Origin of the sequence: Segatella salivae F0493 (assembly GCF_000477535.1) — a bacterium.
In the GTDB taxonomy this organism is placed as follows: domain Bacteria; phylum Bacteroidota; class Bacteroidia; order Bacteroidales; family Bacteroidaceae; genus Prevotella; species Prevotella salivae.
The window spans coordinates 22,140-44,777 of sequence record NZ_AWGW01000017.1; the positions used below are offsets into that span (position 1 = coordinate 22,140).

Annotated in this window: 16 protein-coding genes; 7 read left to right on the forward strand and 9 right to left on the reverse strand. The window is 44.5% G+C overall.

All coding sequences use genetic code 11. From position 1 onward, the window contains the following. Positions 1–2: 2 nt before the first annotated feature. From HMPREF9145_RS05555 to HMPREF9145_RS05565, 3 genes are all read right to left on the reverse strand, one after another. On the reverse strand, positions 3–3,140 hold the full coding sequence (locus tag HMPREF9145_RS05555; RefSeq protein ID WP_394357108.1) for a SusC/RagA family TonB-linked outer membrane protein: 3,138 nt from the start codon (positions 3,138–3,140) through the stop codon (positions 3–5). Between the two features lie 769 nt (positions 3,141–3,909). Next, complete coding sequence (locus tag HMPREF9145_RS05560) at positions 3,910–5,280, reverse strand: MATE family efflux transporter (protein WP_036906762.1); 1,371 nt, start codon at positions 5,278–5,280, stop codon at positions 3,910–3,912. An 87-nt stretch (positions 5,281–5,367) separates the two neighbouring features. Continuing rightward, positions 5,368–7,278: an AAA domain-containing protein gene (locus tag HMPREF9145_RS05565; RefSeq protein ID WP_196809747.1), complete on the reverse strand. Its 1,911-nt coding sequence runs from the start codon at positions 7,276–7,278 to the stop codon at positions 5,368–5,370. Between the two features lie 51 nt (positions 7,279–7,329). On the opposite strand from HMPREF9145_RS05565, the gene HMPREF9145_RS05570 reads away from it, so the two are divergent. Further along, positions 7,330–8,103 carry an ABC transporter ATP-binding protein gene (locus tag HMPREF9145_RS05570; RefSeq protein WP_036906764.1) on the forward strand — a complete coding sequence of 258 codons (774 nt, stop codon included), beginning with the start codon at positions 7,330–7,332 and terminating at the stop codon, positions 8,101–8,103. 94 nt (positions 8,104–8,197) lie between these two features. Here the strand turns inward: HMPREF9145_RS05570 and dinB are convergent, their stop codons facing one another. Both dinB and HMPREF9145_RS05580 read right to left on the reverse strand, forming a co-directional pair. Beyond that, positions 8,198–9,316, reverse strand: coding sequence for a DNA polymerase IV (gene dinB / locus HMPREF9145_RS05575; RefSeq protein ID WP_021825414.1), 1,119 nt, complete (start codon positions 9,314–9,316; stop codon positions 8,198–8,200). 515 nt (positions 9,317–9,831) lie between these two features. Further along, on the reverse strand, positions 9,832–10,566 hold the full coding sequence (locus HMPREF9145_RS05580) for an SIR2 family NAD-dependent protein deacylase (RefSeq protein ID WP_021825390.1): 735 nt from the start codon (positions 10,564–10,566) through the stop codon (positions 9,832–9,834). A 225-nt stretch (positions 10,567–10,791) separates the two neighbouring features. On the opposite strand from HMPREF9145_RS05580, the gene HMPREF9145_RS05585 reads away from it, so the two are divergent. From HMPREF9145_RS05585 to HMPREF9145_RS05600, 4 genes are all read left to right on the forward strand, one after another. Then, positions 10,792–11,394 carry an FKBP-type peptidyl-prolyl cis-trans isomerase gene (locus tag HMPREF9145_RS05585; RefSeq protein WP_021825429.1) on the forward strand — a complete coding sequence of 201 codons (603 nt, stop codon included), beginning with the start codon at positions 10,792–10,794 and terminating at the stop codon, positions 11,392–11,394. Between the two features lie 23 nt (positions 11,395–11,417). Continuing rightward, a complete protein-coding gene (locus tag HMPREF9145_RS05590) occupies positions 11,418–12,299 on the forward strand; it encodes an FKBP-type peptidyl-prolyl cis-trans isomerase (protein WP_007135246.1) in 882 nt (293 codons plus the stop codon). A gap of 11 nt (positions 12,300–12,310) precedes the next feature. Next, entirely contained in the window at positions 12,311–13,198 is an 888-nt protein-coding gene (locus tag HMPREF9145_RS05595) for an FKBP-type peptidyl-prolyl cis-trans isomerase (RefSeq protein WP_036906766.1), read from the forward strand. A gap of 212 nt (positions 13,199–13,410) precedes the next feature. Then, positions 13,411–15,153: a membrane dipeptidase gene (locus HMPREF9145_RS05600; protein ID WP_021825399.1), complete on the forward strand. Its 1,743-nt coding sequence runs from the start codon at positions 13,411–13,413 to the stop codon at positions 15,151–15,153. Positions 15,154–15,322: 169 nt separating this feature from the next. Here HMPREF9145_RS05600 and HMPREF9145_RS05605 read toward each other — a convergent pair whose 3' ends face one another. Beyond that, positions 15,323–16,360 carry a M28 family peptidase gene (locus HMPREF9145_RS05605; protein WP_021825389.1) on the reverse strand — a complete coding sequence of 346 codons (1,038 nt, stop codon included), beginning with the start codon at positions 16,358–16,360 and terminating at the stop codon, positions 15,323–15,325. 8 nt (positions 16,361–16,368) lie between these two features. After that, the gene (locus HMPREF9145_RS05610; protein ID WP_021825401.1) at positions 16,369–17,025 is read right to left on the reverse strand and encodes a DUF4294 domain-containing protein; all 657 of its coding nucleotides are present in this window, start codon (positions 17,023–17,025) and stop codon (positions 16,369–16,371) included. Between the two features lie 402 nt (positions 17,026–17,427). On the opposite strand from HMPREF9145_RS05610, the gene HMPREF9145_RS12770 reads away from it, so the two are divergent. Both HMPREF9145_RS12770 and HMPREF9145_RS12775 read left to right on the forward strand, forming a co-directional pair. Continuing rightward, a complete protein-coding gene (locus HMPREF9145_RS12770; protein WP_155945274.1) occupies positions 17,428–17,697 on the forward strand; it encodes a hypothetical protein in 270 nt (89 codons plus the stop codon). A 399-nt stretch (positions 17,698–18,096) separates the two neighbouring features. Further along, positions 18,097–18,291, forward strand: coding sequence for a hypothetical protein (locus HMPREF9145_RS12775; RefSeq protein WP_231369759.1), 195 nt, complete (start codon positions 18,097–18,099; stop codon positions 18,289–18,291). A gap of 287 nt (positions 18,292–18,578) precedes the next feature. Here HMPREF9145_RS12775 and lacZ4 read toward each other — a convergent pair whose 3' ends face one another. Together lacZ4 and HMPREF9145_RS05620 are read right to left on the reverse strand one after the other, a co-directional pair. Beyond that, entirely contained in the window at positions 18,579–20,657 is a 2,079-nt protein-coding gene (gene lacZ4, locus HMPREF9145_RS05615; protein ID WP_021825422.1) for a beta-glucuronidase LacZ4, read from the reverse strand. Positions 20,658–20,674: 17 nt separating this feature from the next. Continuing rightward, entirely contained in the window at positions 20,675–22,603 is a 1,929-nt protein-coding gene (locus tag HMPREF9145_RS05620) for a heparinase II/III family protein (protein ID WP_021825428.1), read from the reverse strand. Between the last annotated feature and the right edge of the window lie 35 nt (positions 22,604–22,638).

The window sequence follows — 22,638 nt, forward strand, 5'->3', positions numbered from 1 at the left end:
AGTTAGAAACCAAGATTAATACCGAAGCTGAAGCTGCGGGCACGTGGATATGCTGAGAAATCTAAGCCCGGAGTCAGCGCACTTTCTCTAATAGACACCTCTGGGTCATAGCCACTATAGTTGCTAATGGTGAAGAGATTCTGTGCTGCAAAGTATATTCTGAGTTGGTCGATTCCTACGCGTGAGATTGCTTTTCGAGGAACGGTGTAACCCAAAGTCAAGGTCTTCAGACGCAAGAAAGAACCATCTTCAATGATGCGTGAAGAGAAGACGCGATTTGAACTCGATGAGGTTGCACGAGGAATATTGCTTGTTGGGTTGTCAATCGTCCAGCGATCAGCATAGCTTGCAAATTGATTCAGCTCGCGTGTACGGTTCCATGAGCTTTCAAACATCAGTCGATTGGCATTCAAAACGTCGTTTCCATACGACCATTGGAAGAAGAAACTGAAATCGAAATCACGATAGTTGAAGTTGTTGGTAAAGCCACCTGTGTGTGTGGGAAGGCCGTTACCGATGAATGTACAGTCGTTCGTGTTGATGACACCATCGCCATTTAGGTCGCGATATTTAGGCATTCCAGGTTGTGTGTTGGCTTCAGAGGTATAGTAAGGAACATTCGATTTCAGCGTATAGCTATTTCCTGACTTGTTGAAGTCATCCAATTTATACGTTCCTTCATAAATATATCCATACATAGCTCCCATAGAATGGCCCACCTTTGCAATGTAACTGCTTTGCGAATTGAAGTTCTGATCAAACTGAGCAGAGGTGAGTAGGGCGGTCTGATTTTCTGAAAGTGCCAACACTTTGTTGCGGTTGAAGGCAATGTTAAAGTTGCTGGTCCACGTAAAATGCTTGGTCTTGATGTTTGTTGTGTTCAAGGTGATTTCAAGACCTTGGTTTCTAACCTTTCCAACATTCTTCATTGCACTGATGAAACCCGATGATAAAGGCAGACTCGATACCAGCAGAAGGTCGCGTGTTACCTTATGATATAAATCAACGGTCAAGCCAATTCTATCGTTAAGGAAGCCCAAATCAACACCTAAGTTCCATTGCTCCGTAGTCTCCCATTTCAAGTCTTTGTTTGGTATAGAGACTGGAACCATGCCGACATTTGTATTGTCATTGTTATAAGGATAAACGCCACTGGGCACACTTCCCAATGAGATGAGGTCGCCTGTGCGGTCTTTTAAGAGTTGATAAATGCCATAGGTGTCATACTCACCCACGCGATTGTTTCCCGTGAGTCCCCAGCTTAGACGAAGCTTTCCGCTATTGAGCACCTTGCGAACTGGCTTCATAAACTGCTCTTCGGTAAAGTTCCAAGCCAATGAACCCGATGGAAAATATCCGAAACGATTATTGCCACGGAACTTAGAACTGCCGTCGGCACGCATCGTCATCGTAGCATAATATTTCGACTTATAGTTGTAGTTGAAGCGTCCGAAATAAGACATCATCGCCCAAGATGACTTCTCTGAGCGTGTGATGGTTGGTGTTCCGTCGCTCATTCCAGCCATTCCTAAGCTCTCGTTTGGTATTTTTATCGTCTTGAAACGATAATATTCGAAGTCAGAATTCTGTAGTGAGAAACCCAATAAAGAATTGAAATAATGGCGCTTTTGAATGTTTGTTTGCCAAGTTAAAGTATTCTCATTGAGCCATGTTTGACGTTGAGCACGCGCCACTTGTGCATTTACTTTCTCTATAGATGTCGGTCCTCCATAACGTGTTTTCGAGTTATTGAAGTTATCCGTATTCATGCGGTTATCAGTATATCCGCCCGAAACCTTCAAACGAAGTCCTTTCATGAGTTCATATTCTACGAAGCCATTAAACTGCATGTAGGTAGTGGTGCGTTTGTTATACTCATTGTTCAACGACATGATTGGATTGAAACGATAGTCGTTTGTGTTGTTCACATCCTCATCCGTTGCACGTTCAACAAGCGTATGAAGTGGAACTCCTGGCTGGGTCACCGGACGATAACCCCACACACTATAGAATAGGTTGTTCATGCCAGAATAAGAAGTCTGCGAAGGAGACTGACCCGTTTGGTTCGACTGTGCATAGTTTACGTTGAGGTTAACTTTCCACTTCTTATATTTTAAATTGGTTGCCAAGCGCCCCTGAATGCGGTTATAATTAGAATTCTGCACAATACCATCTTGATCAAAATAAGATAGTGAGGCGGTATATCTAACGTCTTCACTTCCTCCCGTCAGACTCACATTGTGATTCTGAATAGGTGCTGTTCTGAAGATCATATCCTGCCAATCATATTGAGGAATATGCTTATAATCGTCCATTGTCCATTGCTTTCCATCATAAAGCGATAGATATGAGTTCTTAACAATCTCTGGATACATCTCATTTTGCAAGGCAACAAACTCATAGGCATTCATCATTGGGATGGTCTTTGATACGCTCTGCCAACCTACGCTGCCGTCATAATTCACCTTTGGACGGCCTGTCTTACCGCTCTTTGTAACGATAATCACCACACCATTTGCGCCTCGCGCACCATAAATGGCTGCGGCAGAAGCATCTTTCAAAACATCAATCGAAGCAATATCCGAGGGATTAATTGAACTCGCAATGCTTGGATCTTCAACCGGGAAACCGTCAATAACATACAAGGGCGAGTTCTCTTGCGTCAAAGAGTTGTTGCCTCGAATCACAATTTTCATGCTTCCGCCAGGCATACCCTCATTAGAAGACACGTTGACTCCCGCCAAGCGACCTCCTAAAGTCTGGTCGAATGACGAAACAGGAGTACTCGTCAGCGCACTCACATCTGCTTTAGACACCGAGCCCGTGAGGTCACGTTTCCTCACTTCTTGATAGCCGACAACGACTACCTCGTCAAGCACCTGGTGGTCTTCCTGCATCGTGACAGTCATCAGTTTTCCTGTTTGCAACTTCTGTTCTTGCGTGGTATAACCTAAGAACGAAAACGAAAGAACTGCATTCTTGCGGTCGGTTTGTAGACTAAAAAGACCATTAACATCGGTGACAACACCGACATTCGTCCCTTTTATCATCACACTTACTCCCGGCATGGGTTCACCTGCATCGTCTTTTACGACGCCCGAAACTTTGATTTGAGCACTCATCACGATTGATACAAACATCAATACGAATGATAAGACGCTTCTCCGGGTAATGATTTTTTTAAATTTACTCATGATTAACAAGAAGGTTATATATAATTGTTAGTTTGTTTCCGCAAAATTACAGACTTCGTTTTAACTGGTATAGAATTATAATACAAATTCATTCCAAATTCGTACAATCCCTCTTGAAACCCCCTCTCACACGGCTATCTTAGCCTTTCATGGCAAGGAATACACACGGCAGCAGATTACAAGTTTATTTAGGCCTTTCCGCGCCACGCTGTAACACCTAAAACCTCTTTTTGGTCTTTCTGCGCCACGCGGAAGCATGAAAAATCTCCATTTGGTCTTTCTGCGCCACGCAGAAGCATGAAAATCCCCTTTTTAATGCTTGATGCATTGTATCTAACTCCAAATTCCTTTTTTTTGCGCTTGATACGTTGTATGTAACACGAATTTCTTCATTTTGGTGTTCCATACGTTGTATGTAGCATGGAAATTTCCTTTTTCATGTTTATGTCGTTGTCAGAAGCACTTTTTTTCTCCATTTGGTGTTTATGTCGTTGACAGAAGCGCTTTTTTTCTCCATTTGGTGTTTATGTCGTTGACAGAAGCGCTTTTTTTCTCCATTTGGTGTTTATGTCGTTGTCAGAAGCACTTTTTTTCTCCATTTGGTGTTTATGTCGTTGACAGAAGCACTTTTTTCTCTATTTGGTGTTTATGTCGTTGACAGAAGCACTTTTTTCTCTATTTCATGCTTATTGCATAGTGTTCTTTCAAATCATGATTATGCGGCAACCATAATCTTTTTTCTTAGGCGTTGCAATAGCCAGAAATAGGCGGGAATAAGGAAGATGTCGGCCATTATCCAGGCTACAGGGTCGGCATAACAAACGCCGAGCCATGCCACGGCAGGCACTAACCAGAGGCTCACTCCACAGCGTGCGAACATTTCCATCACGCCACTCATCATGCTGAGATTGCTGTAACCGAGGCCTTGAATGCTATAACGAAGGATGACGAGAATGCCTAAAGCCGGATAAAACCAGTTGCAAATGCGCATCAGTTGGGCGGCGTTGGCTATCACTGCATGCTCACTGCTGTCGACAAAAAGCATCATCATCTGGTCGGCAAAAGGATAGATGACAAGCACTGTCAGAACAAAATAGCCCATCACTAACCACATTGCGTCACGCACTCCGGCTTTAACCCGATCGAGTTTCTTGGCACCTATGTTCTGACCGCAATAGGTTGCCATGGACACCCCAATGTTTTCCATCACGCACGTAAATAGATATTTAATGCGGACGGCAGCCGTAAACGAAGCTACATACACGGTTCCCAAAGCATTGTTTGCACTTTGAAGCATGATGATGCCTATCGAAGTGATAGAAAATTGAAGTCCCATGGGCACGCCATTATTCAGGAGAATACTGATTTTTTTGTTGTCAAAGTCGCGCTCATCTCCCATGGGAACAAGTATTCGCATGTTGCGTTTAATGAAGCGCCAGCATAGCCATGAGGCAAAGGCCTGACTCAAAAAGGTGGCTATACCCGCACCTTCGACGCCGAATTTCAGGATTAAAATCAGTATCACATCCAAGAAAACGTTTAGCACTGAGGATATAATCAAGAAATAGAAAGGCTGTTTCGAGTTACCCAAAGCCCGAATCTGACCCGCCAATAGGTTATAGGTTATGGTGAAAGGTATTGTGCAAAACTGTAGAAACAAGAATACATAGGCATCGTGGAACACTTCATTCGGTGTATTCACCATGTGCAAAATCTTATCGCATAGCACACAAGAGAGCAGCATAATCACCACTGCCAACACCGCTGCTATACGGATAGCATTGCTCACATAGCACCGCATCTTGTGATAATTTTCGGCTCCGAAGGCTTGCGCTACAGGGATTGCAAAGCCTGCACAGGCTCCGTTGCAGAAGCCCATAATAAGAAACATGATGCTGCTTGAAGCCCCAACGGCAGCCAAAGCGCCTACGCCAATCCAGCGACCCACAATGACTGCATCGATGATGAGATAGAGTTGTTGAAGGATATAGCCTAAAACGAGTGGGGTAGCAAACGATAAAATAGCCCGAAAAGGTGCACCACTCGTCATGCTTGTTTCGTGTTTTAATGTGCTTTGTTCTGTCATTCCTGAATCTTCTTACCTTTATATATCATTATAATAAAAACCATTTTGTCTTCTTCTTCAATAGCGTTGAGGCCACAAACAGCGAGTTTATGCGTGCTCATTCGTGCTTTCTATTGCTTCATTCAGCTTGCGATAAAATGGATGTCGGCAAAGCGTTGCCTTGTCACCTAAGATAATCAACTTCATGCGGGCACGCGTTATGGCAACATTCATGCGTCGAAGGTCGTTGAGAAAACCTATTTGTCCTTGATCGTTGCTGCGCACAAGAGAGATCAAAATGATGTCACGCTCTTGCCCTTGAAAGCCATCTACGGTGTTCACGCTAATGGAATGACGATATGGTTTGAAGCTTTCGCGCTTGCGAATCAGCCGTCTTAGATATTGCACTTGGGCGCGATAAGGCGAAATAACGCCTACATCGATATGCTCATCGAGTATGCGTTGCTTGCCAATCTTCTTGAAATAATCTTCTAAAGTGTCGAGCGTTAACTGGGCTTCGGCTTTGTTGATACGGCCAAACGACTCACCCACAAACGACTCTCCGCTATCACCTTCTTCGTCGTCTACCTTTGAATCACGCCATTCTATCGGTTCATCGAGGTCTAAAATACCGCGATTTCGTGTCTGCGGAGCACTCTCAACTTCACCATGATAGAACCAATCGCTTGAGAACTTCATTATCTTTTCGTTCATGCGATATTGTATTTTAAGTAGGGTAACGACGTCGGGTTTGTGCTCAACGATACGCTCCATAAGAGACTTTCCCAATCCCGCTTTGAGCGCAGCTATGCTCTTTACCATCGGCGGAAGCTGGCAATGGTCGCCTGCAAAGACTACTCTTGTGACACGACGCATGGGAATCCAGCACGCCGCTTCTAAGGCTTGGGCAGCTTCATCAATAAAGAGTGTGCCAAATTTCATGCCTTCTAATACTCTGTTTGCAGACCCAACGAGCGTTGAAGCCACGACACGTGCCTCGTCAAACAGGGCGCTGTTAATGCGTATTTCGAGTTCAGTGGCGCGCGCTTTCAAATGCTCAAACTTCTGATGGAAACGCTCATCGCCTCGTTTGCGATGGCTTCTCAGCTCACGGATTGCCTTTCGAATGGCCCAAAGTTGAGGGTAATCAGGATGACTTTCGAAGCGTCTTTCATACGTAAAGCCTAACATCTTGTCGTTCACTCGCGTCGGATTGCCAATGCGAAGCACATTAATCCCGCGGTCAACCAACTGCTCTGATATCCAGTCTAAAGCCATATTGCTTTGTGCACACACAAGCACTTGACTCTCTTTCATCAAGGTTTCGTTGATTGCTTCGACCAAGGTTGTGGTCTTTCCTGTGCCCGGTGGCCCATGCACCACAGCCACATCTTTGGCCCACAACACTTCGTTTACGGCACGTTCTTGTGTGGGATTGAGCCACGGAAAGCGTTGACTCTCGAAGGTGAATCGCTGGGCTTGCTGTCCCGAATAAAACAAATCGCGCAGGTAGGCCAATCGATTCCCCTTGGCGTTGATTACGCGATCGAGCGCATCGAACATGCATTTATAGCTTGTTTCATCAAAAAACAGCTGCACACCCACCTGTCCTTGCGCGTGCTGAAGGTCGATAACACGTCCTGCATCGGGGAGAATCACAACCATGTTATCGCCATCTACATACGACACCACACACGAAAAGTTGAAATAGTGCAATCGTTCTTTGGCCTCACCATTCACCTTTTGTAGCGTGAAGAATATCGCCGGACGTCCAAATTCAAAGTTATGTTCGATGTCTTGGTCGGCAGTTCGCCTGACCTCTAAGGCCATTTGATTCATCGAATTGTAGTAACTTCGCCCCACAGACAATGGAAACCAGGCATCGCCACGCTTCACTTTTCGCAAGAGTCCCATTGCTTCGGTCTGCTTGCGAAAGGCTTCTTTCTCGGTGTAATACTCCATTTGAAGAAGCATCTTCTGGCGTTGTAATTCCTGAATTGCTGTAGTTTGCATCCTCATTTCGCGTGCAAAATTAAGAAAACTATCATGAATTCTCATTATCTTTGCAGCATGGAATCAATCGTTTTGAATCATTTAACTATTGGGTATAAGCATAAGGTTGTGGCAACTGACTTGCAGGCGGTGTTGCATGCAGGCGAATTTACGTGTTTGTTAGGCCCAAATGGTGTTGGCAAATCAACATTGTTGCGCACCCTATCGGGCTTTATTCCACCCTTGAAAGGCTGTGTTGAGCTTAATGGAAAGGACATTTCGCAACTCAAACCTTATGAATGTGCGCAGCAAATAGGCGTGGTGTTGACAACAAAGTTAGACACTGCAAACATCACTGTGGCCGAACTTGTGGGCATGGGACGCTATCCTTATACAGGCTTCTTTGGCCGTTTGAAGGCCAACGACCAACAGATTATCGATGAAGCTATGGCGATGACAGGCGTCAAACCACTGCAATCGCGACTCATCCACACGCTAAGTGATGGCGAAAGGCAAAAGACTATGATTGCAAAAGCACTCGCTCAACAAACGCCTGTGATATTCCTTGATGAGCCAACTGCCTTTCTCGATTATCCCAGTAAGGTGGGAACAATGCAGCTCTTGCATCAATTAGCCCACAAACTCAACAAAACTATTCTGCTCTCTACCCACGATATAGAACAGGCTTTGCAGGTTGCCGACCGACTATGGCTGTTAGATGACGGCAAACTTCATGTCGGAACGCCGCGCGGCTTGGCTGACAATGGATCGTTGGGAAACTTTATTGAGCAAGGAAACATCACCTTTGATGCCGCTCATTTGCGTATAAATATAGGGGAGGGCAAGGCATAATGTCATGAGGTTTCATTCATCCCGCATCATGAAAAATGCAGAATGGCGGCATGCTTTAACGCCACACATCTCCTGAAACCATACTTCATGGAACTCATTTGTCAGCATTTCTCTTCTTAGAGGGATTGAGATAGCCTTTAAATTCCAATTCCAACTGTATCCATTCAGCCTTATTTTCATTGTCATCTATTCCCGGATTAGACACCGAAAGGCCCATTAATCGAATGGCATGTGCATTATCATAGCTAATCAATTGTAGCAAACGCTTGGCCAAAGGCAATATATCGTCCTTTGTTTTCAATAGCTTATGGCTCGTGATGCTACGCGTTATCTGTTTGAAATCGGCATATTTGATTTTCAGTGTCAAGGTCTTTCCTTCAAAGTTTCCTTTCTTTATGCGCGCTGAAAGTTCAACAACAAGGTGATAAAGTTCTATCAACAGGGCCGAAGGTAGACTGATATCTTCAAGAAAAGTGTGCTCACAGCCAACAGACTTCCGCGTGCGTTCGATGATGACGGGACGCTCGTCAATGCCTCGTGCATAGTTATAGAACGAAGGACCCGCCTTTCCAAACACCATCGTTAGATGCTCCAGAGAGCATGCCCGCAGTTGAAGGGCGTTGAAAATTCCCATGCGATGCATGCGCAAAGCCGTCTTTGGACCCACTCCCCAGAGGTCTTCTACGGGCAGCTTTGCCACAAAGTCCAACGCTTTGTCAGGGTGAATGGTGCATATTCCGTCGGGTTTTCGATAGTCAGAAGCTATCTTTGCCAAGAGCTTATTATACGAAATACCAGCCGAAGCCGTAAGATTCAGTTCGTCTTTTATGCGTTGTTTGATTTCCTTTGCTATGTCTACAGCGAGTGGAATGCCTTTCTTGTTTGTGGTAACATCAAGGAAAGCCTCGTCAAGGGATATGGGTTCGATGAGTTCTGTGTAGTCATGAAAGATGTGATGTATTTGTGCCGACACCTCTTTATAATGCTGATAACTTCCTTCTACGATAATAAGGTCCTTGCATAATCGCTTAGCCATCTGTACCGACATAGCCGAATGAATGCCAAACTTGCGTGCTTCGTAACTGGCAGTAGACACAACTCCGCGCGCACCATCATAGCCCACGGCAATTGGTTTGCCGCGAAGTTCGGGATGATCTCTTTGCTCTACGCTCGCAAAGAAAGCGTCCATGTCGATATGAATGATTTTGCGCATCAGCTAAAACCTATTATTCCTTGATTTCAAAGGAAAGAAAACATAAACTCAAAACAGCTATTCCAAATGGGCATTGATATTGATAGTCAATCCCATCCTGTGGCTTTTATGCTCTCATGAATAACCTCTTTATTATTAACGAGTTACAAACCCTTTTCCAATCTGCCTCATATCACGCGGCAATCTCAGTCGTTTCATGCGGTAAAGTGGCACATTTCATGCAGTGTTTTGCCGTATTTTATACGATAAAATGCCCCAAACCATTTTACCATGAATTATCAACAACGCCAATATTCCCCATTCCCCCTCAAATAATCTCTTCTATTTCAAAGGCTAACTAATCTGTTCTCTCTTTTGAAAACCAAAGGTTGCTGTTCGTTGAACCAGTGAAACGAGGAAGAAAAGGGGCTGGGGATGAGGCTTTGTTTATAAGCGCTCACTCATCAAACACCTGCAAAGTGAGCCATTACAAATAGCTGCTTATCCCCGACTTAGTCCTTAACAGGGGTTGAATCTCAATCTTTTGTCTCTTTCGATGAAGCCGAGTTGAGCAACTCTGTCAGCCGTTTCATCCCCTCGCTTGCCCCCATTTGCAACTGCTTTACATGTTGAAAGGCGTTGGTGTTCACGGGATTCGGGTCTATGAGATAAATCGGAACACCAGGTCGACAGTATTGTAACAACCCTGCAGCGGGATAGACATTGAGACTTGTTCCGATAACAACGAGCAGGTCAGCCGACGTCACTTCATGCGCTGCCGGGGCTATCATTGGAACACTTTCTTCAAAGAAAACGATGAAAGGTCGAAGCAAACTACCATCTTTAGCAAGTGTACCTGGCTCAACATTACTATGCTCTGGCGTTAATGTTTCAATGTATTCAGGGTTGTAAGGGTCGCGACTTGAGCACACCTTTGATAACTCTCCATGCAGATGAATGACGTGAGTTGAGCCGGCACGCTCATGGAGATTGTCGACATTCTGCGTCACAACAGTCACCTCATACTGCTGTTCCAGCGACTGAATGAGGCGATGTCCCTCGTTAGGTGAGGCATTCCACAACTTCTTTCTTAGCATATTATAGAAGTTTGTCACCTTAGTGGGGTTGTCTTCCCAGCCATGATGTGTGGCAATCTCATCCACAGGATAGTTTTCCCAAAGGCCATCGCTGCCGCGAAACGTCTTGAATCCACTCTCAACCGACATGCCTGCACCCGTAAGAAACACTATTTTTGAGATTTTATTGGTCATCTTTCTTTGTTGTTTTTGTATCTTTCCATCATGTGTTTACTGCTTTGTCATGGCGCGTATAGCCTAACAATGTAAACGTGTTACAAATATATATAAAAATTATGTGAAGCCCTTTACATTTTAATAAAATTAAAGCATCGTTTCTTTTCTATTCAGTTTTATTCTGCTATCTTTGCATTTGATTTCGAAAAATAGTATCATTTAAACCAATTGATTTAAGATTTTATGGATAAAGTAAGCTATGCTCTCGGCATAGGCATCGGCAGACAATTGTCTCAGATGGGTGCCGCAGACCTTAATATTGACGATTTTGCACAGGCAATTAAAGACGTTATTGCGGGCGATTTGAAGCTCGGCGACGCTGAAGCACAACAGATTGTGCAGGAGTTCTTTGCAAAACAAGAGGAGAAACAAAAGGCAGAGGCTGCCGAAAAGGGTAAGGCTGCAAAGCAAGATGGTGAGAAGTTCCTCGCCGAAAACGGCAAAAAGGAAGGTGTTATTACGACAGCTTCGGGGCTGCAATACCAGGTTTTGCGTGAAGGAAATGGTCAAAGTCCAAAGGCAACCGACACAGTTGAGTGTCATTATGAAGGCACTTTGATAGATGGAACGAAGTTCGATTCGTCGTATGATCGCGGACAAACCGCCACGTTCCCACTCAATCAAGTGATTGCCGGATGGACAGAAGGCTTGCAACTCATGAAAGAAGGTGGCAAGTATCGCTTCTTTATACCTTATAAACTCGGTTATGGCGAGCGCGGAGCAGGTGCATCTATCCCTCCATTCTCTACGTTGGTATTTGATGTAGAGCTTGTATCAGTGAAATAATATACATTATAATAAGATTAGAAATGAAGAAAATCGCAATCGTAGCCGCTATGGCTATCGCTGCCGCAACATTCACTGCGTGTGGCAATTCGACTCCAAAGGCCGATCTGAAAAACGATGTTGACACGATGAGTTACGCCATGGGTATGGCTCAAACACAAGGTTTGAAGGACTTCCTCGTAGGTCGTATGCAGATTGATACTACCTACATGGACGAGTTTATCAAAGGACTTAACGATGGAGCTAACGCTGGTGACGACAAGAAGAAAGCCGCTTATTACGCTGGAATACAAATAGGTCAGCAGATATCTAACCAGATGATCAAGGGCATTAATAGCGAAGTGTTTGGCGAAGACTCTACAAAGAGCATCTCATTAAAGAACTTTATGGCTGGTTTTATTGCCGGAACAACGGGTAAGACAGGTAGCGTGAAGATGACAGCTGAGGAAGCTCAGCAGATTGCTCAAGCCAAAATGATGGCTATTAAGGGCAAGAACATGGAGAAACAATATGGTCCTAACAAGGCAGCCGGTGAGAAATGGCTCGCTGAAAACAAGAAAAAGGCAGGCGTAAAGACACTTCCTTCTGGCGTACAATATAGGGTAATAAAAGAAGGAAAGGGTGCAATGCCTCAGGATACTTCAACAGTTGTTGTCAACTATGAAGGCAAAACAATCGATGGAAAGGTATTCGATAGCAGCTATAAGCGTGGAGAACCTATCACACTTAAAGCCAATCAGGTGATTAAAGGATGGACCGATGCGCTCGTACATATGCCTGCTGGCTCTGTATGGGAAGTCTATATTCCTCAACAACTGGCTTACGGCGACCGCGAACAAGGCCAGATTAAGCCCTTCTCTGCACTCATCTTTAAGATTGAACTCGTAAAGGTTGGCGGGAAATAAGATTGTAAACAATGAAAAAACTAATACTCTTAGCGCTCGTCTTCATGGCGGGCGTTACGCTTACTACACAGGCAAAGGATAAGAAAAAGAAGCCTGTTGCCACAACACCAGCGTCAATAGTGAAGCTCGTTTCACCGAATGATACGCTTAGTTACCTTGCCGGCATGTCGGCAACTGAAGGACTTGTGGCTTATCTTCAACAGAGTTTCCAGGTTGATACAACGAATATGGCTGACTTCCTGAAAGGATTTCGTGAAGCACAGACACGCGTTTCAGACCCTGCTTTCAAGGCTTATGCTGCGGGAATGCAGATTGCTGAGATGGTCAACAGCCGTATTTTGCCGAATATGAAGCAGGCTTTCGCTGGATCAAAAGATTCTATTGAGCATGCAATGTTTATTAATGGATTCACTGCTGCACTGCAAAACGACACGACTTTCTTTACGCAAAACGAGGCAACTAAGCGCTATCGTCAGCGTATGGAGGATGTTGTTGAGACACGAAATGCAGCATACAAACAGGAAAATGCAGACTGGTTGAAGGCCAATGCCAAGAAAGAGGGCATGCATACTACGCCTTCTGGGCTGCAGTATAAAGTGCTTGTAGAAGGTAAAGGCCCTATGCCTAAGGAGTCAGATAAGGTAAAAGTGAAGTACGAAGGACGCTTAATAGATGGTACTGTCTTTGATAGTAGCTACAAACGCGACCCTCAAACCAACACGTTCCGATGCAATGAAGTCATCAAAGGATGGACAGAAGCGCTCACAATGATGCCAGTTGGCAGCAAATGGGAAGTCTGTATACCAGAGAATCTGGCTTATGGCGGAAGACAAGCAGGGCAGATTAAGCCTTACTCTACACTCATTTTCACCGTTGAATTGGTAGGTATAGAAAAGTAAAATCATTTATTCCTCATACTGAAAGCGCGGAGATTGAAAGATTTCCGCGCTTTTTTTGTCGATTCAAATAATATTAATTATTTTTGTTTTCAAATGATTTTGAGGGATGTTTCCAATGTGTTGAAGCATGGATGTGTATTCTATGATAACGTAAACACCCTGAAAATAGGAAAGAATATAAATGTTTTGAACTTAATTTTTGAACTGAAAAAATGATAAAGAAATATCAACTTGGAACATATCTTGACGAGATTTATTCCTCATTTCCCGAGGCTCAACAACGCCCAATGATTGGAATCACTGCCAATTATGCTGATGGTGATGCCATGATACGAAGCGTTTACTATCGTCAAATCGTTAAAGCGGGCGGCACACCCGTTATCATTCCGCCTGTGGCCGACCATCAAGTAATCATCAATATGCTTGATCGCATCGACGGACTTGTGTTTACTGGTGGAGCAGACTATAGTCCATTATGGAGTAATGAAGAGCCTCTTAAAGAGTTAGGTCACGTTAATCCAGAGCGTGATTTGCCAGAATTGTTGCTCACAAGATTAGCATATAACCGACAGATTCCTATTCTTGGAACGTGTCGTGGCATGCAAACCATCGCCTTAGCTTTAGGAGGTCGGCTGACCCAAGATATCAAAACACCACTCAAACACGTTCAAGATGCAGTGCGTGAAGAGCCTACTCATAGCATAAACATACGTGAAAACAGTGTGTTGTTTGACCTTTATGGCGAGAAAACTTATGTCAACTCATTCCATCATCAGGCTGTAGCTGAATGTGGAGATAAGTTCCGTGTCACGGCAACCGCACCCGATGGAATTGTCGAAGCGATTGAAAGTAGTGAGCAAAAGGCTATCATTGGGGTACAATGGCATCCTGAATGGCTTGAAGAAGAGGGTCTAAAACTCTTCCAATGGATCATCCATCGCAGTGCTGAATTTAGCAAAGCAAAAGACATTCACCGTCGAATCCTCACGTTTGATAGCCATTGTGACACGCCAATGTTCTTCCCTCAAGGCATTCATTTCGAGCAAAGGGATCCACGAATCCTATATGATCTCCACAAGATGTCAGATGGAAGACAAGATGCAGTGACGATGGTTGCCTACATTCCTCAGCACCCAAAGCCGGGTGAAATCCCTGAAGACATGACGCCGAAGCAATATGCTGACAGCATATTTGACCAGATATCGGCTATTGTTAAGCGTGAAAACGCGTATGTTTCTATCGCGAAAACACCTCACGATCTCTATCTAAACAAGGCACAAGGTCGCAAGAGTATCATGCTCGGTATAGAGAATGGACTGGCTATTGAGACTGATATTGCGAACGTAGAGCACTTTGCTCGTCGTGGAATTACTTACATCACGCTTTGCCATAACGGCGATAACGACATCTGTGATAGTGCTCGTGGCACGGGAACGCATAACGGAGTAAGTGCTTTTGGCGAGCAGGTTATTCACGAAATGAATAGACTTGGGGTTATGGTTGACCTCAGTCATGGGGCAGAAAAGAGTTTTTATGATGCATTAGAGATAAGTAAAACGCCTATCGTTTGTAGTCATAGCAACTGTAAAGCGCTTTGCGATGTGCCACGAAATCTAACCGATGACCAGCTGAGAGCACTCGCTGCAAGAGGCGGTGTGGCTCAAACCACGATGTATCATGGCTTCCTTCGGAAAGAAACTGAAGCCACAATACTCGATGCAGTGGCCCATCTTGAGCATGCAATCAACGTGATGGGAATCGACCATGTGGGTGTAGGCACCGACTTTGATGGTGATGGTGGCATCGTAGGTATGGCCGATGCATCCGAAATGATCAACTTTACCATCCAATTGTTACGCCGTAAATTCAGCGAAGAAGATATCGAAAAGATTTGGGGAGGCAATTGGCTTAGGGTAATGCAAGCCGTAAAAGACCAGGCCGAAGTAACGTTTTAAGGAGCTTAAATCAATGCAAAACTAATCTCAAATGTGTGGATTGGTGTTATCAACGCTATACAATCATTATATACATAGTAGGATAGTAGCATTAAAATCCATAGAAAAGATAAACAGGGATGCACACTTTGTGCATCCCTGTTGACGTATTTCATGTTGTCATGTGCAACTATTTCTCTGAATATATCACTTGAACCATTGTCTGACCCACGGCTTTCAGCGTGTTCTTATCAATGTTTTCCATATTATCGGCAAGCGTATGCCACGTTGGTCCAAAGCTACTTTGCTGACAATCTGGGTAATATGGGATAATGTCTATAGTCGGAATCTTGGCAAATTGGTTAATAGGCACATGGTCATCTGTAATCATTCCTCCATCTTGTTGAGGGAAATAACTTCCAAAACCAACTGCTTTTGCAGCGCGCCAAACCTTGTTTACTATCGCCGAAGCATATTGCATTGACATGCCTTCTCTATAGAATCGCGCGCCAACTCCACCCACCATATCGAGTAAAATGCCATAACGTGCCTCGTAACCTCGCGGCAGATTCTTACTCCAATACTGTGCTCCGAGTGCCCAACTATCGGCATTATCGGGGGTATTTGCCCATTGAGGTGTCCCCCAATCTTCGGCATCAAAGCACACAAAGTCAATGCCAAGTTGAGCGTTTAAGGCTTTATCGCCTTTATTGTTATGGATGATTCGTGCCAACTCGAGCATCACTGCAACGCCACTTGCGGCATCATTTGCGGCAAGAATTGGCTTGTGCCAGTTCGTACTATCAGGGTCGTTGTCGGCCCAAGGACGGCTATCCCAATGCGCGCAAAGCAGTATTCGGGTGGTGGCTTCAGGGTTTATACTGGCAATAATGTTGCTACTCTTGAGCTTGGTGCCGTCATATCCGGTGAGAGTTGCATCCTGGGTGGTCACCTTACAGCCATATTCCTTGAACTTCTTCACTATCCATTGCGCGCAACGTTCATGCCCACTGCTGTTCATATCGCGTGGACCGAAGTCGCATTGTGCCTTTACAAAGCTGTAAGCGCTATCGGCATTAAACGATGGACCGACGGGAGTGACTTTCTCAATCTCCTCTACTTCCTCCGTGTTTTCAATACTCTTACTTCCTTGTTTGTAATAGTGGAGTCCACCGATAGCCACTGCAGCCACGACAACTCCAAGCATTATCTTCATTGATTTCTTCATTTTCTCGGTTATAATTGGCCGGCTTCAACCATCAACACCACACGTTCGGTGAGGCGATCTACGCCATTCGGGTCATATTTCTTCGTCAAAGAGGCTCCAAAAGTCCATGCAAACGCTTGCCAAAATCCCGCGCGAACAGGGCCTAACACGGCTTGAAGTGCACCATAAGCAGAGCTTCCACACTCGCGATATACTAACTTAATGAGCAGTTTTCCCTGTTGATAGGTGAGCTTCTTCATGCGTGGTGTGTACTCTTCTTTAATGCTTTGTTCCACATATTTGAGGTGAGCGTCCTTGGCTTTCTTGTTGGGTAACGTCTGAATATAATCGTAAGTCTCAATGATTATGCGGTTAACCTCCTTGGCTATCGGCAGCACTTTCTTGACATTATAAACCAAACGGTTGTATGCCATGCGTTGTTGTGCGTTCTCAAATACGGGTTGTGGGTAGACATATACATTGTTAAGTTCTACATATTGGATTGAATCTCGCCCCTGAAGTATCTTTCCTACGCGCACCATTGGTACGAAAGTAGGGTCATCCATATCGACAGTTCGGTCCTCAGGAGCAACGCTTTCAGGGCGCTTCCCATCTGTTTTTGTCTGCGCACTCAATGGTAACGACAGGCAAAAAAGCAACACAATCAAGTAAAACTTGTAGTACATACGCTCGCAAAAGTACGTATATTTTTGGATAAAAAGAAAGAAATCAAAGGGAAAAAGGCGAAAAATGGGCATATTCTATAAGTCATAAAGTGTGATGAGTGGAATAGCGTTAGTAGGGAAAGAAATGGGATATAGCCTGTAACATAAATGGGGTTGCAGGGTCATGTTTTTCAAATCAGTTTAGTGGTTCATGGCCAATACAAACCGCTTTGCCACAGAAGCATCATAACCCCATTTCCCTTTGTTTTATGTTCCTTTATCTCCAGCATTGTAAAATGCCACAAATCATGCAATGTTTTGCGTCATTTTATCGTGTAAAATAAGGCTAATCATCGTATGAAATAGCCTAACTTATTTTACGCTTCATTATCAACATTATCGTCACCCCCAATTAACCCCAAAATGACCTCCTCCATTTCCATGGCTAACTACTCCCCTCCCTCTTCGGGGAACCATAGGTCGCTGTTCGTGAAGCCTGCGAAACGAGGAAAGCAAAGGGCTGGGGGAGAGGCTTTGTTTGCCTTACCCTATTTCACCTTTTATTATCAACCACGCCACGCCTACAATTGTTTCACCACGCAACTCGGTACGAGTTGTTCTTTTGATAGCCCGGGGTTGGCGAGGGACGAGCCTACCCCGGGTAAACATTCGCAAGGAGATTCAACGCCGTAGGTGTTGAGCTTTTTCTGTGAAGGCATTGTTACAATGAAACATTTCATGGCGGATTAATCCGAAAAAGCGCAACACCTACGGCGTTGTTCCCCATAAACCATACGTTAACCCAGGGTAGCCTGCACTATCGTTTGGCAACCCTGGGCTATCAAAAGCGCAACACCTACGGCGTTGAAATATTCATATCATGGTGTGATTAACGGCAATATACGCATGAATACATGTTGGATTACGCCGAAAAGGTACAACGCTTACAGCATTGCGAAATGCGTGTTGATTTATTATTTATGGCATGATTTATTGAAATATCAATGATAACGTATCACATTTATTTCATTAATATAAACCAAAGTATTGGTTATTAATTATCAATATTTTATGTATTATGCCAATATCCCCATGAACGTAATTATCATTATCAATGTTGTAACGATGCAACGCCATCGGTGTTATATTAATGTTCCAATGAATATATTTGCCACTATGAATACTCTCACCATGCAACTCGGTACGAGTTGTTCTTTTGATAGCCCGGGGTTGGCGAGGAACGAGCCTACCCCGGGTAAACATTCGCAAGGAGATTCAACGCCGTAGGTGTTGCGCTTTTTCTATGAAGGCACGCTTACAATGAAACATTTCATGGCGGATAACGTCGAAAAAGCGCAACACCTATGGCGTTGTTCCACACAAACCATATGCCAACCCAGGGTAGCCTGCACTATCGTTTGGCAACCCTGGGCTATCAAAAGCGCAACACCTACGGCGTTGAAACCTATATTTAACAATCTACTTGGCGTTAAAACTTACCTAAACTCATGACGGATTACGCCTAAAAAGCGCAACACTTATGGTGTTGAAACCTACATTCTACACTATGATTTTTATAATTTTGGCTCACACATGACCTCATATTCGTCGCTCACCTGCTTGCCATCTTTCGTACCTTTAGCCACAATGCGGTTTAATCCAGGCTGAAGTGTGACATGGAAGGTGCAGAGTGAGTTGTCGTTGGGCGTGAGTGAAGCCTGTTGTTTGCCATTAACCGAGAGTACAACCGATTTACAATTGGAGAACACCCATAGCTCGTTATTAGCCTTTTTGCGTTTTGTTATGCGCTTGCCAGCAATATATACCATTGCTTCGGGATTCCAATTAGCCTTATAAAAGTAATAGGCGTCCTTCTTGATACGGCGATCATACGTCACAAGTCCTTTGTCGTTGATGCCTGGGCGGTCACCTTCCGTGCGGTGAGCAGCACCAAAGTCGAACATGTTCCATACGAAAGAACCCCATAAATAAGGCCGATGTGAGAGGATATCCCAATTGCGAATGTGATAGAAAGTCTGCCAGTTCTCGGGATGCCACCAGCTATTTGGCTTTGGCTGTTGCAACGAATTTTGTTGATGATTGACTGAAGCACCGGCACCATACTCACTGATTCCGATGCAGAGTTGAGGGTGTTTGGCGTGCATTTCATCAAGAAAGGTGGCCAAAGTAGACGGCGTTGAGCCATACCATCCATCGTAACGGTTCCATGCCATCACGTCAGTAATGAAGTTCATTTGCCCCATTTGGTTGCTTGCACAAGTAGTAAGTCGCGTGTTATCTTCGGCATGTGCCAGTCTGTTTAACTCTTGAATATAGTCTAACGGGTTATCACCTTCGTACTTAAGTTCATTGAATAAGCCCCAGAAACAAATGCTTGGATGATTGAATTGCTGGCGAATGAGCTCAACAAGTTGCTGTTTTCCATTATCGCGGAAAGCCTTACTGTCTACAAATCCCTTATCGGCGTAACCACCAGGACCTACAAATGGAATCTCAGCCCACGTCACAATGCCGGCCCGATCCATTTGTTCATAGGTGTAAGCCGCGTGAGGATAGTGGGCCAAGCGAACGGCATTGACGCCCATTTCGCGCATGATTTTAACGTCTTCTGTAGTGTTTTCGCGTGTGATGGCATTGCCAACAACGGCTCTATCCTGATGTTTGCAAACACCATGTAGGGGAAGATGTCGACCATTGAGAAAGAAACCGCGTGATGGGTTGACTTGATAACTGCGTAAACCCAAAGGTTGTTCCACCTCGTCGAGTAGTCGATTGCCTTGTCGTAGGCTCACTTTCACCTTATACATAAATGGGTCTTCTGTGGCATTCCATAGGTGTGGGCGATGCAAGGTGAAGGGAATGGTGTGGCGTTGTACCGTAGATTGCGCATCAAGCGCCAATGTCTTTTGTTGTTTTAAGACCGACTTTGTACCGGCAAACACCTCTATCGACACATCAACAGCTTGTTTGTTATGAGTAGGATTGTCTATAATCACATCGGTTTGCACGTCAGCTTGTTGTGCATTTACCTTCGTTTGTCGTAGATAAATGCCTGGCGAGGCATAGTCAAGTGGTGAGATGCAGATGCTGTCTGTAAGCAAAAGAGCAACTTCTCTGTATATTCCGCCATAGAAATTAAAGTCACCTACGAGCGGCATTACGTCCAATTGTTCGGCATTATTGACGCGAACGAGTAGTTGGTTTTGGCCACCATAGGTTAACTTATCCGTCAGTTCGAAGATGAAAGCGCCATAACCTCCGCGATGTTCTCCTATGTGTTTGCCATTTAAAAAGAGGTTAGTCACGCTGTTGGCCCCTTCAAAGCGTATGAAGATGCGTTTGCCTTTCCACGATAAAGGCACGTTAAGTGTGCGACTATAATTGCCGATTCCGCGTTTATAATCAGGCTTTCCACTGAGTGCATCAACGGCATTCCATGTGTGAGGGAGCATCACTTTGCGTCCACTTTCCTTTTGAACTTCGTGAGAAAACCTGAATAACCAGTTGTCATTGAGCGGCAAAATGGCACGTTGAGCCATAGAGAACGTAGCGACACATATAAGGGATAACAGCAAAATCAGCCTTCGGTTGAGACTGATTTTGTTGTGGTTTAGAGTATTAGGAGTGTACATATACATTGTGTTTTAAGTTATTCTTGGGTCAGTGTGCAGCGGTATTGGCCACGCAATGCTTGGTCGTTGGCAGTTAGTGTGATGCGATAGACGCGCTCACCCCATACCTTTGAAAGCCTTGGGTCGGTGAGTTCGATAGGTGTTATCGTAGGCGTGAAGACACGAGCATCATAGTTTAACGTTGCTTTTACCTGCTTGATATGCAGTTGAATACATCCCTTTTCGCGAACTTTCACGTCGCCCCAGGTCATGAAGTTCAACTGGTTGGGAGCCTTTTTTGCACTAAGTTGGAAGTCGTCTGTAATCACCAATTGTTTGTTTTGTAGCGCATAAGCCCGTGTCCAGCGTTCAACAGCAGCCTCTTTTGGATAGGCCTGAGCGATGTCAACACTGAAACTGAATCGCTTTTTATCGACAGATGGGGTCATGGAATGATATTGAATACCATTGTGTTCTGACTGCCCATTGATGATAGGTAGATTGTGATAATCACTTTGCATCGTCCAAATCGTGTAGCGTTCGCTGCTGAATGTTTTCTTTGTATAAGTGCCAACGCCGACATCTATGAGTATAGGTAGGTTGTCAATGGCCAGAATACATGAGCCGATGTCATTGTGATTGTGGCTTTCATTGTTGTGCCCTCCCTTTGCCGCGAGAAACAGATTACCGCGTCGGATGTAACAAAACTCCGTCTGAGGGAACCATGAAAAGTGGGGTGGACGATAGCTAATCTTCTCTTGTTTCAATTGAGATTGGTAACGAATGTTTTGGAGTTCTTGGAACAGATCGAGCCAACTTGCAGGCAGTTTTGGTGGGAAAGCCTTCGCACGTTGAGCTGCCATACCTCTCATTTCGGGGCTGTTGACAGCCAAACCATAGCGATAAATGAGCATCGTATTGAGGTCGTTGGCCCGTGCAGAGGCATCAGCGAAGTTGACAACCCATTCATTTCCGATGGTCGAAGCAGCGATATATTCGCCCATTTTCTTAACTAATGGTGCGTCGAAGAGATTGACTTTATTTCCTGTAATGAGTGAAAGTGCGGAGAGATATTCAAAGAGTTTGCCTGCCGCATGGCCCCAATAAGAAGGTCCTTCCTCACAAGCGCCGTCGCTTTTCACGTAGTTTAAGTATTCATCTACAGACTGCATGGAAAGCCAAATGGCCTTAGTGAGTACTTCGGGATTATCTTCTAACAGCATGAAACATAACAAGGCATTGGCATTACACCATGGAGTCCAGTTGTTAAGTAGGCGGTCTTGCTTATAGTTTCGAGCCATCCACCAAAAGTCATTGCGTTGAATGAAGGGGTCAAGTTCACGTCGTTGCAATTCAAAATGTAAGCGATTGGCAATTATTGGGTCTACTTTGTCAAACTGATCTCTCATGAAATAATACGTCCAAGAGAGTAATTGTGCGACGTCACCTTGGCGTAATTCCAAGATGCTTTCACGGTAGTCAGGGAGTGCTCTCTTGCTTTTCTGATAGGCAGAGAGGTGAGCTGATTCCGCCCATGACGTCATTTCACAGAAGTACATTGCACCATTTATCAAGTCGTTTACAAAGCGTCCGCGTCCTTCTGCGAGTTCCGCGACGAGCAGATTACACATGACATTGATATTCCGATTGTATGGTTTCTGCATGGTGTTTCGGTTACCTGATCGTTCATAGTCTAAATAATCAGTAGCCCGAACGACTTGCCATTGGTAGTCAAGTAAAGGCTCTGCAGCCTCTATAATGGCTTGTTTCTCTCCACCAAACAGCGTGTCCCAACCAGCTCGATCAGCATATTTTGGGAAAGGAACCCATTGTTGTTGCATCACAAGTGAACGTCGAATGAGTGCCTCAGTAGCATGGTTTTGCAATATGTTTCGTTGCTCATAGGCTTGCGAAGTGCAGAAAACCATGATACACATCCAAGCAATGAATATCGTTTTTTTAATCATATCATCCTTTAATTCAAAAGATTCCCGCTCAGATT